The organism is Janibacter hoylei PVAS-1 (genome assembly GCF_004025845.1).
GTDB classification, from domain to species: Bacteria; Actinomycetota; Actinomycetes; order Actinomycetales; family Dermatophilaceae; genus Janibacter; species Janibacter hoylei.
This window is the reverse complement of sequence record NZ_PIPF01000012.1, coordinates 56,843-70,021: the sequence shown is the minus strand read 5'-3', so window position 1 is coordinate 70,021 and position 13,179 is coordinate 56,843. Positions and strand designations below refer to the sequence as shown.

The window sequence follows — 13,179 nt, the reverse complement described above, 5'->3', positions numbered from 1 at the left end:
CGGTGGTGACCGTCCTCACGTGCGCTTGAATGGCTCCATGATCGAGACTCCGCTCATCCGCATCGACCGTCACGACTCCGGCGTCGTCGAGGTCGTCCTCGACCGGCCCGAGGCGATGAATGCCGTCTCCACGCAGATGGCGACGGCGCTCACCGCGGCCGGTGCCGCGCTCGCGGACGACACCTCCGTGCGCGCGGTGGTGCTCACGTCGAGCCACGACAAGGCCTTCTGCGTCGGGGCGGACCTCAAGGAGCGCAATGGCCTGACCGACGAGCAGCTGCGAGCCCAGCGGCCGGGCAACCGGCTGGCCTACCGCGCGCTGCTCGACCTGCCGGTGCCGACGATCGCCGCGGTTGACGGCTACGCGATGGGCGGCGGCTGCGAGCTGGCCCTGGCGTGCGATCTCATCGTCGCCGGCCCGCGGGCGCTCTTCGCACTGCCCGAGGTCTCCGTGGGCGTCATCCCCGGTGGTGGCGGCACCCAGCTGATGACCCGCCGCATCGGGTGGTCGCGGGCGGCGGACCTGATCTTCACCGCGCGTCGGATCGGTGGCGAGGAGGCCCTGCGGCTCGGCCTGGTCGACCGTTTCGTCGACGACGCGAAGGGGGAGTCCCTCGCCCTGGCGAGCACGATCGCCGAGCACTCGCCGGTCGGGGTGCGCAATGCCAAGGCCGCGATGCGCGGCGGGATCGAGGTGGGCCTGGACGAGGGGCTCGACATCGAGGACGCCCGCTGGCACGACACCGCCTTCAGCCCCGACCGGGCCGAGGGCGTGCGCGCCTTCGCCGAGAAGCGCAGGCCCGTCTGGCCCGGCCTGGGCTGACCCCCTTCGCTGTCATTTCCCTAGGGAAATTCGCACGGGGGCCGCATCTCCCTAGGGAAATACGCACGGGGGCCGCATTTCCCTAGGGAAATACGCACGGAGGCCGCATTTCCCTAGGGAAATACGCGGAGGCCGGGCGTGGCGGGAGGAAGGTCACCCGGCAGGCGGGCGGACGGGCCTAAGGTGGTCATGTGATCGACCTGCACACCCACAGTTCCCGCAGCGACGGCACCGATGCGCCGGCCGAGCTGCTCCGGCAGGCGGTCGAAGGGGGCCTGACGACGCTGGCGATCACCGACCACGACACGACGGCCGGCTGGGAGGAAGCCGCCGAGGCGGCGGCCCACTACGGCGTGGCGCTCGTGCGTGGCGCCGAGCTGTCGACCCGGCACCGGGGCCGTTCGGTGCACCTGCTCGCCTACCTCTTCGACCCCGCTGACCAGACCCTCGCCGAGGAGATGCGGCGGATGCGCGAGGACCGGGTCCCCCGCCTTCGTCGCATCGTCGAGCACATGGCCGAGGACGGCTTCGCCGTGACCTGGGAGGACGTGCTCGCCCAGGTCGAGGAGGGGGCCGCCCTCGGCCGCCCCCACCTGGCCGACGCCCTCGTCGCCAACGGTCTCGCGGTCGACCGCAACGAGGTCTTTTCCCGCTGGCTGCACAACGGGTCGGCCTACTACGAGCCGCACTACGCGGTCGACACGACCGAGGCGGTGCGCCTCGTGCGGGCCGCCGGCGGGGTGCCGGTCGTGGCCCACCCCTTCGCGACGCAGCGCCAGCGTGCCCTCGACGCCGACGACGTCGCCCAGCTCGTCGACGCCGGGCTCGTCGGCATCGAGGTCGACCACCGCGACCACGACGACGACGGACGGGCCTTCGCCCGGAAGCTGGCGGCCCGGCACGACCTCGTGCCGACGGGCAGCAGCGACTTCCACGGCGACGGCAAGACCAACCGGCTCGGAGAAAACACGACGTCACCGGAGTCCCTCGAGCGCATCGAGGCCGTCGCCGCGGGCATCACACCCGTCCTGCGCTGAGCCGACGCCGCATCGACGCCCGCGGAGTGCGAGGATGACCGCAGCATCCAGCAGCGGCACGGGAGGGCGCACGGTGGCACGAGCGAAGAAGGCGGCGATCATCGCCGTCGCAAACCAGAAGGGTGGCGTCGCCAAGACGACGTCGGTGGCCTCGATCGGTGCCGCGATGGCCGAGCTCGGCAAGCGCGTGCTCCTCGTCGACCTCGACCCGCAGGCGAGTCTGACCTTCAGTCTCGGGATCGATCCCGACCTCGTCGAGCTGTCGGTGCACGAGGTCGTCCTCGGCCAGGCGGAGATCGCCGACGCGATCCTCGAGGCGAGCGACGGGGTCGACCTGCTGCCCTCGACGATCGAGCTCGCCGGCGCCGAGGCCCAGCTGCTCACCCGCCCCGGGCGCGAGTTCGTCCTCCAGTCGGCCCTCGACGAGATCCGCGAGGACTACGACGTCATCCTCCTCGACTGCAGCCCGAGCCTCGGCGTGCTCACCCTCGGTGCCCTCACGGCCGCGACCGGCCTGATCATCCCGATGCAGGCCGAGATGCTCAGCCACCGCGGCGTCGGTCAGCTGCTCGACACGGTCCGGGACGTCAAGAAGCTGCTCAACAAGAAGCTCAAGACCATCGGCATCCTGCCGACGATGTACGACGGCCGCTCCAACCACGCGCGCGAGGTCCTCGACGACCTCGGCACCCGCTACAAGCTGCCGGTGCTCTCGCCGCCGATCCCGCGGACGGTGCGCTTCGCGGAGGCGCCCGCCGCCGGACGCTCGATCCTCGACACCGCCCGCTCCAGCAAGGGCGCCCAGGCCTACCGCGAGGTCACCGAGGCGATCCTCGCCGCGATCTGAGGGGTCCCCCCTCGCGCGGACCGAAGGGGGGAGAGCCTCAGCTCTCGCCGCCGCCCTGGGTCTGCGACTGGCCACCGCGGGTGCGACGACGGTTGCGGTTGCGGCGACGGGGCCGGTCACCGTCCCCCTTCGCCTCGCCCTGACCGCCGGCGCGCTCGCCGCCACGGCCACCGCCGGCGCCACCGCCGCCACGGCCACCGCCGGCGCCACCGCCGCCACCGTTGCCGCCGCGCCCACCACCGGAGCGCCGGCCACCGGACTTGCCGGTCTCGCCGAGGTCCTCGATGCGCTCGGCGTCCAGGCCCTCGCGGGTGCGCTGCGCGCGGGGGAGGCGCCCCTTGGTGCCCTCGGGGATGTCGAGGTCGGTGTAGAGGTGCGGGCTGGAGGAGTAGGTCTCGACCGCCTCGGGGATGCCGAGGTCGAGCTGACGGTTGATGACCGCCCACTTCGTCTCGTCGTCCCAGTCGACGAAGGTCACGGCGACACCCGTGTTGCCCGCGCGGCCGGTGCGGCCGATGCGGTGGACGTAGGTCTTCTCGTCGTCGGGGCACTGGTAGTTGACGACGTGGGTCACGTTGGTGACGTCGATGCCGCGGGCGGCGACGTCGGTGGCGACGAGGACGTCGACCTTGCCGTTGCGGAAGGCGCGCAGCGCCTGCTCGCGGGCACCCTGCCCGAGGTCACCGTGGATCGACGCGGCGGCGAAGCCGCGCTCGGTGAGCTCGTCGGCGACCTTGGCCGCGGTGCGCTTGGTGCGGGAGAAGATGATCGTCAGGCCGCGGTCCTTGGCCTGGAGGATCCGCGAGAGCATCTCGACCTTGTCCATCGCGTGCGCGCGGTAGACGAACTGCTCGATCGCCTTGACGGTGTGGCTGTCACCCTCGCCGTCCTCGCTCATCGCGCGGATGTGGGTCGGCTGCGTCATGTAGCGGCGGGCCAGGGCGACGATCGCGCCGGGCATGGTCGCGGAGAAGAGCATCGTGTGGCGGGCCGGGGCGGTCATCGCCATGATCTTCTCGACGTCGGGCAGGAAGCCGAGGTCGAGCATCTCGTCGGCCTCGTCGAGGACGACGGTCTTGGTCGCCGACAGGTCGAGGTGGCCCTGCTGCGCCAGGTCGATGAGTCGACCGGGGGTGCCGACGACGACGTGGACGCCCTGCTTGAGCGCCTCGATCTGCGGCTCGTAGGCTCGGCCGCCGTAGACGGTGAGCACCTTGATCCCCAGGCGCTTGCCGGCGCGCTCGAGATCGGCGGCGACCTGGCTCGCGAGCTCGCGGGTCGGGGCGACGGCGAGGGCCTGGGGGCGGGGGTCGTCGGACTCGAGGTCGATCCGGTTGAGCATCGGGACGCCGAAGCCGAGCGTCTTGCCCGTGCCCGTCTTGGCCTGGCCGATGATGTCGTGCCCACCGAGCGCGACCGGCAGCGTCATCGCCTGGATGGGGAAGGGGTGGATGATGCCGGCGTCGGCCAGGGCGGCGACGATCTCGGGGTGGACGTCGAAGTCGCCGAAGGTCTGCTCCGCGGCCTCGGGCGCGGTGCCCTCGATGTCGGGCGTGGCCTGGACGGCCTCGCGCTCGGCGGCGTCGAGCGGGCTCGTGGGCGTGGTGGTCTCGGACATGCAGTCTCTCGATCAGCGTGGGACGGCGTGGTCGCCGTGGGTGGCACGGGCCGATCGGAGGTCTGCAGTGCGGTCCGCCACGAAGGGGGGCGACCGCGGCCGGACGTCTCGTCCGGTCATGGAGTGGATGCCGACCGGGCACCGCTGGTCGTCGTCATGCTACCCGCCACCCCGTGCCCCGGCCGAAACGACGACGGTCGGCACTAGGCTGGCGCGCATGAGCGAGCAGGCACCCCCTTCGTCCCCCGACGGTCTCGGCGAGCGTGAGCGAGAGGGCACGGTCGAGCTCCTCGGCGCCATCGCCTACGGGACGATCTCCGGCTTCACCCGGATGGCGGCCGACTCCGAGATGGCACGCGACCTGCGCCTGAAGCGGGCGCTCGCGGGGATGGCCGTCAAGGAGTTCACCAACCACGAGCTCATCAGCGAGCGGATCGTGCAGCTCGGCGAGGACCCGGTGGCCGCGATGGCGCCCTTCGAGGACGCCTTCGAGTCGTACCACGCCCGCACCCGGCCACGGAACCTGCTCGAGGGCATGGTCAAGGCCTACATCGGGGACGGGATCGCCAACGACTTCTTCGTCGAGATCGCCCGCTACGTCGACCCCGCCTCGCGCGAGGTGGTCCAGCGAGCGAGCAGCGACGGCAAGGCGGTGGACACGATCGTCTCGGCGGTGCGCGCCGGCATCCGCGAGGACCCCCGTCGCGGCGGCCCGCTGGCCCTGTGGGGCCGCCGTCTCATGGGTGAGGCACTGACCCAGGGGCAGGTCGTCGCGGCGCAGCGCGAGGCGCTCAGCGAGCTCGTCCTCGGCCTGAGCCACGACCGCCCCGGCGCCACCCTCGAGGAGGTCGGCCAGCTCATGCAGCGGCTGACCGACCGCCACGAGCTGCGGATGGCCAGGCTGGGCCTGGCGGCCTGACCAACCCGTGCACGACGAAGGGGGCCCCGCCGGCTGGCGGGGCCCCCTTCGTCGAGGTGTGAGATCAGACCTGCTTGCGGCCCATGATCATGCCGTAGAGCACGATGAGGACGGCCGCGGCGATCACACCGACGATCACGGCGACGAAGCTGAAGTCGGTCTTCGTGCCGTTGACGATGATCGAGCCGGCCAGTGCACCCAGGACACCCAGGACGACGGTGACCAGTGTCGAGATGTTCTGCTTGCCTGGCAGGACCAAGCGGGCCAGGGCGCCGATGATGGCGCCGACGATGACGGTGACGATGATGGTCCACACAGTCGTTCACTCCTTCTGCGTCCGACAGGGGTGAGCGGACGCGCTCTGGTTAGCCCGTGCGGGCTCCGTGCCCAACATATACTCATGTGGCCCGTGTGACGACTCTCAGGACGTCACGATCTGACGACTGCCATTGTCACGTCGTGACGGCGACCGGGGATCAGGCGCCGAAGCCGACACGACCGCGAGACGGCTCGCCCACCTCGACGTAGCCGAGGGCGCCGGCGGGGACCATGACGCGACGACCCTTGTCGTCGGTGAGCACCAGCGGCCCGCCGTCGAGGGCCGACCGCACGGCCGCCTCGATGTCGGCCTCGGAGCCGGTCGCCTCGATGACGACCTCGCGGGCCACGTTCTGGATACCGATCTTGACCTCCACGGTCACTCCTTCGCTGTCGGTGCGTGCAGTCGCTCTCATCGTGTCAGCCAGCCTGCGGGCTGTCGGTGCCGGGGTCGACGGGCGCGCCCATGCGGTTGACGGGGAAGGAGCCGAGCCCGCGCCACGCGAGGTGGCCGGCGGCCTGCGCCGCGACCTCCTTGGGGAAGTGGGCGCCGTGCGCGAGCCAGGTGCGGGCCATGACCTGGGCCGCACCGGCCATCGCGAGGCCGAGCATCTCGGCCAGCTCCATGGGCAGCGGCGTGTCCTGGATGATCCGCTGCGCCATCGCCTCGCCGAGCTGGGCCTCGAGCGCGTCGATGCGGTGCCTCACCTGCGGCTCGTTGGTCAGGTCCGACTCGTAGATGAGGCGGAAGGCCCCACCCTCGTCCGCGACGAACTCGAAGAAGGCGAGCACGGTCGCGTAGACCCGCTCCTCGTGGTCGTCGCTCGAGTTGAGCGCCTCGAGCACGAGCCCCTCGAGGTGGTCGCACTGGTTGTCGAGGAGCGCGAGGTAGAGCTCGAGCTTGCCCGGGAAGTGCTGGTACAGCACCGGCTTGGAGACCCCTGCCTCCTCGGCGATGTCCTCCATCGCGGCCGAGTGGTAGCCCTTGGAGACGAAGATGGTCAGCGCCGCCTCGAGCAGCTGGGCGCGTCGTTGGGCACGCGGCATCCGCTGGACGCGGGTACCGGACGTGGTCGAGCTCATGCAGTCCTCCGGGAGTCGTCCCACCGTGTGGTGGGTCACACGATCCTACCTGTGGGTAGCGACAGCCGGGCGACGGTCCGGGTGGTGGGGCCGGCTGTCGGGGTCGGGTGGTGGGATGGGGACGTGACCGACCACCTGCCCCGAGTGCTCCTGCGCCCCTCGACCCTGCCGGGGTCGCAGGCGCCCGACCTCGACGCCGACCAGGCGGCCGCGGTCGCCGCCCGCGCAGACGTCGTGCGCGTGCTCGGCGGGCCGGGCACGGGCAAGACGACGGTGGCCGTGGCCGCGGTGCTCGACCGGGTCGCGCAGGGCGCGGGCGGGCCGGGGGAGGTGCTGCTCGTCGCCGCGACGCGGCTCTCGGCAGCCGCGGCCCGCGACGCCGTCACCGCGGGGCTGACCGGCGCGACGACCGAGCCGATGGCCCGCACGATGCAGTCGCTCGGCTTCGCGGTGCTGCGGCAGCACGCGGCGCTCCAGGGCCTGCCCGCCCCGCGCCTGCTCTCCGGCGCGGAGCAGGACCTCGTGCTCGGCGAGCTGCTCGCCGGGCACCGCGAGAGCGGCTCCGGTCCGCGGTGGCCCGACGACCTCGCCGACGCGCTGACGACGCGCGGTTTCCGCGAAGAGCTGCGCGACCTGCTCATGCGCGCCATCGAGCACGGCGTCTCGCCGGACGACCTCGAGGCGCTCGGTCGCGAGCACGGCCGACCCGAGTGGGTCGCGGCGGCGCAGGTCGCCCGCGAGTACGACGAGGTGACCGCCCTCTCGCGCCCGGGAGCCTTCGACCCGGCCTGGGTGCTCACCGCGGCCGCCGAGCTGCTCGAGGACGATCCCGACGCCCGGGAGCGCGTGCGCGCCGGGCTGCGGGCGGTCGTCGTCGACGACGCCCACGAGCTGACCGCCCCCGGCGCGCGGCTGCTGCGCGCGCTCACCGGTCAGGGGCTCGACCTCGTGCTCGTCGGTGACCCCGACGCGACGGTCCAGGGCTTCCGCGGGGCCGACCCGCACCACCTCGTCGACGACTGGCCCGGACGCGCGACGACCACCCACGTGCTCGGTCAGGGCCACCGCCTGCCCGAGCGGGTCCACGCTGCCGCAGCGCGCGTGGTCCCCAAGATCGCTGCGCTCGGCGGCGGGCGCCAGCGCGGGGCGAGCCCGGCGGCGCCCGGGGGAGAGGTCGAGGCCCACGTGCTCCACTCGAGCGCGCAGGAGGCGGCCTTCATCGCGCACCGGCTGCGGGAGGCGCACCTGCTGCGCGGGGTCCCGTGGCACCGGATGGCCGTCGTCGTGCGGGGCGCCGCGCGGCAGTCCACGCTGCGCCGGGTGCTCGCGGCCCGGGGTGTGCCGGTGCTCGGCGACGCCCACCGCGTGCCGGTGCGCGACGAGCCGAGCGCGCGCCCGCTGCTCCACCTGCTCGGGCTCTGCGTCGAGCTCGCCCGGGGGCAGCTGGAGTCGGTGCCCGCGGCCGACGTGGTCGACCTGCTCGCGAGCCCGCTCGTCGCGGCCGACACGGTCGCCGTGCGCCGGCTGCGCCGCACGCTGCGGCAGGAGGAGCTGGCCGCAGGTGGCTCGCGGACGAGCGATGACCTGCTCGGTGAGCTCGTCCTCGACCCCGACCGCCTCGCCCACCTCGGCGACGACGCGGAGCCTCTGCACCGCCTCGCCCGTGTCCTCGCGGCGGGGCGCGCGGCCGCGGTCACCTCGGACGACGGACCCGGATGGGCGAAGGGGGTGAGCGCCGAGCTCGTCCTGTGGGAGCTCTGGCAGGCCGCCGGCGTCGCCGATGCCTGGCGAGCCACCGCGCTCGCCGGTGGTGCGGCCGGTGCCCGCGCCGACCGGGCGCTCGACGCCGTCGTCGCGCTCTTCGATGCTGCGGCGGCGCACCAGGACGCGCTCCCCGGGTCGGGCCCCGACGCCTTCCTCGACGCCGTCGCCGGCCAAGCCGTCGCAGCCGACTCGCTCGCGGCCCGCAGCCCCGACCCCGACGCCGTCGCGCTCGTCACTCCGCAGACCGCGGCCGGCAACGAGTGGCACACGGTCGTCGTCGCCGGGGTGCAGGAGGGGGTGTGGCCCGACCTGCGGCTGCGCGGGTCCCTGCTCGGCTCGGAGCGCCTCGTCGACGTCGTCACCGGGCGTGACCGCACCGGCGCGGGCGCCGCGGCGGCGGTCCGGCACGACGAGACCCGCCTCTTCCACGTCGCGCTGACGCGGGCGAGCCACCACGTGGTCGTCACCGCGGTGGCCGCGGAGGACGAGCAGCCCTCCGTCTACCTGGACCTCGTCGACCCGCCGGACGAGGAGGGCGTGCGCCGTGAGCCGACCGACGTGCCCGCTCCCCTCGACCTCACCGGCCTCGTCGCGGTGCTGCGGCAGCGACTGGCCCACAAGGAGCCCGAGATCGTCGCCCGCGCCGTCGCGCGGCTGTCCCACCTGGCGGCAGCCGGGGTGCCGGGGGCCTCGCCGGCGACCTGGTGGGCGCTGCGCGACCTCAGTGACACCCGCGCGCTGCGCGGACCCGAGGACCCGGTGCGGGTCAGCCCCTCCAAGGTCGCGCAGTTCGGCGAGTGCTCGCTGCGCTGGCTGCTGCAGTCCGCCGGCGGTGACGGGCCGAGCAGCGTCTCGCAGGAGGTTGGCTCCCTCGTCCACGACATCGCCCACGAGCTCGGCGACGCCGGCGAGGAGGCTTTCGTCGAGGAGCTGCAGCGGCGCTGGCCCGAGCTCGGCATGGCACCCGGCTGGGTGACGGACCAGAAGCTCGAGCGGGCGCGCGCGATGGTGCACTGGCTCGACGAGTACCACCGGAGGGCGAGCGTCGAGGGCTGGCGGCCCGTCGCCACGGAGACACGCTTCAGGGTCGAGCTCGGGCGGGCGGTGCTCAGCGGCAGCGTCGACCGGCTCGAGGCCGACGCCGAGGGTCGGCTGCGGGTCATCGACTACAAGACCGGGGCTTCGGCGCCCACGGCCGCCGACCTGCTGGAGCACCCCCAGCTGGGGTCGTACCAGGTGGCGATCGCGGAGGGCGGCTTCGCCGAGCACGGCCGCAACGGCGCCGGCGCGGCACTCGTCCACCTCGGCCGGGCCCGCACGGGGCGCAATGCCGTGCAGGAGCAGCCCCCGATCGGCGAAGGGGACGACCCCCGCCACTTCCACGACCTCATCACCGACACGGCCGAGGGGATGGCCGCGGCGACCTTCGTCGCCTCGCCCGAGGACAACCGGTGCCGCGTCTGCCCGGTCCGCTCGTCCTGCCCCGCCCACGAGGAAGGAGGGCGGCTGCGATGACCACCCCGCCCCGCATCAGTGCCGTCGAGCTCTCTCGCGCCCTCGGCCAGGAGCACCCGCCGACCGACGAGCAGCGCGAGATCATCGAAGCTCCGCTGGAGCCGCTGCTCGTCGTCGCCGGGGCCGGCTCGGGCAAGACCGAGACGATGACCGCGCGGGTCGTCTGGCTCGTCGCCAACCATCTCGTCGCCCCCGAGCAGGTGCTCGGCCTGACCTTCACCCGCAAGGCGGCGGGCGAGCTCGCCGAGCGCGTCGGCCGCCGCCTGGCGACGCTCGAGTCGGCCGGGCTGTGGTCGCCTCCGCAGGAGAGTGAGGCCGACGGCCTCGGGGGTGCCCCGACGATCTCGACCTACCATGCCTACGCCGGGCGGCTCGTCCGCGAGGGCGCGCTGCGGCTGGGCTACGAAAAGGACTCCCGGTTGCTCTCGGAGGCTGCGACCTGGCAGCTCGCGCACGAGGTCGTCGTCGCGTGGGACGGTCCGATGGCCGACATCGACAAGACCGAGTCGACGGTGACCAATGCCGTGGTGTCGCTCGCCGGTGAGCTCGCGGAGCACCTGCTGACCCCGGCGGACGTCGACGACTTCGCCGGCCGCACGCTCGGGCACCTCGCGACGGTCGGCGCGACGGGCAAGGGCTTCACCAAGGACTTCACCGGCAAGGTCATCACGCCGATGGAGCAGCAGCGGCTCGTCCTGCCGATCGTCGAGCGCTACCGCGAGATCAAGCGGGAGCGCTCGGTCATGGACTTCTCCGACCAGATGGCCCTGGCGGCAGCGCTGGCCACCCGCTTCCCCGACATCGGGAGCGCCGAGCGCGAGCGCTTCCGCGTCGTGCTCCTCGACGAGTTCCAGGACACTTCCGAGGCCCAGCTCGTGCTCATGCGCGAGCTCTTCGCCCCGCAGGGGCAGGCCCCCGCTGCCGTCACCGCCGTCGGCGACCCGCACCAGTCGATCTACGCCTGGCGGGGTGCCAGCTCGACGACCCTGGCGACCTTCCCGCAGGCCTTCGCCACCGAAGGGGAGGCCGCTCCCGTCAAGCACCTGTCGACGAGCTGGCGCAACGACGAGTCGATCCTCGCCGTCGCCAATGCCGTCGCCGGGCCCCTCGGGGCGGTGACGGGGGTGCCGGTGACCCCCCTTCGTGCTCGGCCGGGGGCCGGCCGCGGGCAGGTGCAGGCGCTGCGGGTCGAGACCGCGCACGACGAGGCGGCGCACATCGCCGACTGGATCGCCGCACGACGTGGCGACGGGCGGCGCACGGCGGCGGTGCTGTGTCGCAAGCGCAGCCAGTTCACCCTCGTCGCGGAGGCGCTCGCCGCCCGCAACATCCCGCACGAGGTCGTCGGTCTGGGTGGGCTGCTCCTCACGCCGGAGGTCGCCGATGTCATCTCGCTGCTCACCGTCGTGCAGGACCCCGCTCGCGGCGACCGGCTCATGCGGCTGCTCACCGGCCCGCCCGGTCTGCTCGGGCCGGCGGACCTCGACGGGCTCGGGGCCTGGGCGCGTCACCTCGCGCGGCAGGCGCGAGCCGAGCTCGGCGACGACGCCGCCCCGCCGGGGCCCGACGACGCGGTGACGATCATCGACGCCCTCGACCGGCTGCCCGAGCCGGGGTGGCGCGGTGATGACGGCCAGAGCATCTCCGAGACGGCGCTGCGGCGGCTGCAGCACATCGCGGGCATGGTCGCCCGCCTGCGTCGGCAGGCGGGGATGCCGCTGCCCGACCTCGTCGGCGAGGCCGAGCGCGAGCTCGGGGTCGACATCGAGGTCCTCGCACGACCGGACTGGTCACCGGGGGCGGCGCGGGCGCACCTCGACGCCTTCGCGGACGTGGCGGCGCAGTTCGCCGCGAGCGCCGACCGACCGACGCTCGGTGGCTTCATCGACTGGATCGAGGCGGCGGTGCAGCAGGAGCGCGGGCTGGAGAAGCCGGTCGTCGAGCCGACCAAGGCGGCCGTCCAGATCCTCACCTGCCACGCGGCGAAGGGGCTCGAGTGGGACGTCGTCGCCGTGCCGGGGCTCTCCGAGGGCGTCTTCCCCACGCACCTGTCGCGCTCGACCTTCAAGGACGGGCGGTGGAGCGTCGGTCAGGTCAACGACTCGGGCTGGATCACCGGGCTCGACGGGGTGCCCTTCCCGCTCCGCGGGGACCGCGCGGGTCTGCCGCAGCTCGACCTCTCGCTCGGGGAGGTCAAGCCGCTGCAGGACGAGCTCAAGCGGTACCGGGCGGCCAACGGCGACCACGGCCTGCTCGAGGAGCGCCGGCTGGCCTACGTCGCCTTCACCCGGGCCCGCAGCCAGCTGCTGCTCGGCTCGTGGGTGTGGGGGGCGACGGGGCAGCAGCCGCGTGTGCCCTCACGCTTCCTCGACGAGGCGCGGGAGGCCGGGCCCGTCGAAGTGCTCGGCTGGGCCGACATGCCCGAGACCGCCGAGGCGACCAACCCGGCGCTGGCCGTCGAGCGCCAGGTCGTGTGGCCCGCTGGTGACCCTGCACCCGAGCGGCCGGGGCTCGAGGCCGCAGCGGCGAGGATGGAGCTGAGTGGCGCGGGTGACCTCGAGGTGGACGAGCCCGGGCAGGACGAGCTCGACGACACGATGCGGGTGCTGCTCGCCGAGCGAGAGGCCCGGCGCCGGGCACGTGAGGCCGACGTGGGCGTCGAGCTGCCGGCGCACCTGTCGACCTCGCAGCTGGTCTCGCTGGCCCGTGACGCGTCGGCCTTCGCCCTCGACCTGCGCCGCCCCATGCCGCAGCCGCCGCAGGTCGCCGGACGCCGGGGCACGACCTTCCACGCGTGGGTCGAGGAGCACTACGCCCGCGCCGGCCTCGTCGACATCCTCGAGCTGCCCGGCAGCGCCGACGAGTCGCTCGGGGACGCCGACCTGACCGCGATGCAGGAGCACTTCCTCGCGAGCGAGTGGGCTGACCGGGTGCCGGTCGAGGTCGAGCTCTCGCTCGAGATCGTGCTCGGCGGCCACGCGGTCCGCGGTCGGGTCGACGCGGTCTTCGCCGATGACGACGGCGGGGTGACGGTCGTCGACTGGAAGACCGGGCGTCCGCCCCGCGGGGGAGAGGGCGCCGTGCGGACCGTGCAGCTGTCCGCCTACCGCATCGCCTACGCCCGGTGGCGGGGGATCGACCCGCAGCGGGTGCGAGGAGCCTTTTTCCACGCCGCGACCGGCGAGACCATCCGCCCGCGCCTGCTCGACGAGCACGAACTCGTGACGCTGCTCGGGGAGGTCGTCGCCTGACGCG

General features: G+C 73.5%; 10 protein-coding genes. 6 read left to right on the top strand and 4 right to left on the bottom strand.

All coding sequences use genetic code 11. The annotated features are described in order from the left end of the window. Positions 1 to 37 precede the first annotated feature (37 nt). The 3 genes from CWN80_RS12520 to CWN80_RS12510 all read left to right on the top strand — a co-directional run bounded on the left by CWN80_RS12520 (position 38) and on the right by CWN80_RS12510 (position 2,707). The gene (locus CWN80_RS12520) at positions 38 to 823 is read left to right on the top strand and encodes an enoyl-CoA hydratase/isomerase family protein (protein ID WP_007929491.1); all 786 of its coding nucleotides are present in this window, start codon (positions 38 to 40) and stop codon (positions 821 to 823) included. 191 nt (positions 824 to 1,014) lie between these two features. Further along, entirely contained in the window at positions 1,015 to 1,860 is an 846-nt protein-coding gene (locus tag CWN80_RS12515) for a PHP domain-containing protein (protein WP_128277384.1), read from the top strand. Between the two features lie 34 nt (positions 1,861 to 1,894). Beyond that, positions 1,895 to 2,707 (top strand): ParA family protein, encoded by an 813-nt coding sequence (locus CWN80_RS12510; protein ID WP_051988090.1) that lies wholly within the window; start codon positions 1,895 to 1,897, stop codon positions 2,705 to 2,707. A gap of 37 nt (positions 2,708 to 2,744) precedes the next feature. On the opposite strand, the gene CWN80_RS12505 is transcribed toward CWN80_RS12510, so the two are convergent. After that, complete coding sequence (locus CWN80_RS12505; protein WP_007929485.1) at positions 2,745 to 4,325, bottom strand: DEAD/DEAH box helicase; 1,581 nt, start codon at positions 4,323 to 4,325, stop codon at positions 2,745 to 2,747. Between the two features lie 217 nt (positions 4,326 to 4,542). On the opposite strand from CWN80_RS12505, the gene CWN80_RS12500 reads away from it, so the two are divergent. Then, complete coding sequence (locus CWN80_RS12500; RefSeq protein WP_007929483.1) at positions 4,543 to 5,244, top strand: ferritin-like fold-containing protein; 702 nt, start codon at positions 4,543 to 4,545, stop codon at positions 5,242 to 5,244. A 64-nt stretch (positions 5,245 to 5,308) separates the two neighbouring features. On the opposite strand, the gene CWN80_RS12495 is transcribed toward CWN80_RS12500, so the two are convergent. The 3 genes from CWN80_RS12495 to CWN80_RS12485 all read right to left on the bottom strand — a co-directional run bounded on the left by CWN80_RS12495 (position 5,309) and on the right by CWN80_RS12485 (position 6,645). Continuing rightward, positions 5,309 to 5,560 (bottom strand): GlsB/YeaQ/YmgE family stress response membrane protein, encoded by a 252-nt coding sequence (locus CWN80_RS12495; protein ID WP_007929482.1) that lies wholly within the window; start codon positions 5,558 to 5,560, stop codon positions 5,309 to 5,311. 160 nt (positions 5,561 to 5,720) lie between these two features. Beyond that, positions 5,721 to 5,978, bottom strand: coding sequence for a DUF3107 domain-containing protein (locus CWN80_RS12490; RefSeq protein ID WP_238148233.1), 258 nt, complete (start codon positions 5,976 to 5,978; stop codon positions 5,721 to 5,723). A 4-nt stretch (positions 5,979 to 5,982) separates the two neighbouring features. After that, positions 5,983 to 6,645, bottom strand: coding sequence for a TetR/AcrR family transcriptional regulator (locus CWN80_RS12485; RefSeq protein WP_007929480.1), 663 nt, complete (start codon positions 6,643 to 6,645; stop codon positions 5,983 to 5,985). A gap of 123 nt (positions 6,646 to 6,768) precedes the next feature. Between CWN80_RS12485 and CWN80_RS12480 the strand changes: the two genes are divergently transcribed. Together CWN80_RS12480 and CWN80_RS12475 are read left to right on the top strand one after the other, a co-directional pair. Continuing rightward, the gene (locus CWN80_RS12480; RefSeq protein ID WP_238148231.1) at positions 6,769 to 9,924 is read left to right on the top strand and encodes an ATP-dependent helicase; all 3,156 of its coding nucleotides are present in this window, start codon (positions 6,769 to 6,771) and stop codon (positions 9,922 to 9,924) included. Continuing rightward, positions 9,921 to 13,175 (top strand): ATP-dependent helicase, encoded by a 3,255-nt coding sequence (locus CWN80_RS12475; protein WP_128277383.1) that lies wholly within the window; start codon positions 9,921 to 9,923, stop codon positions 13,173 to 13,175. The genes CWN80_RS12480 and CWN80_RS12475 overlap by 4 nt, the downstream gene beginning before the upstream one ends. Positions 13,176 to 13,179 lie beyond the last annotated feature (4 nt).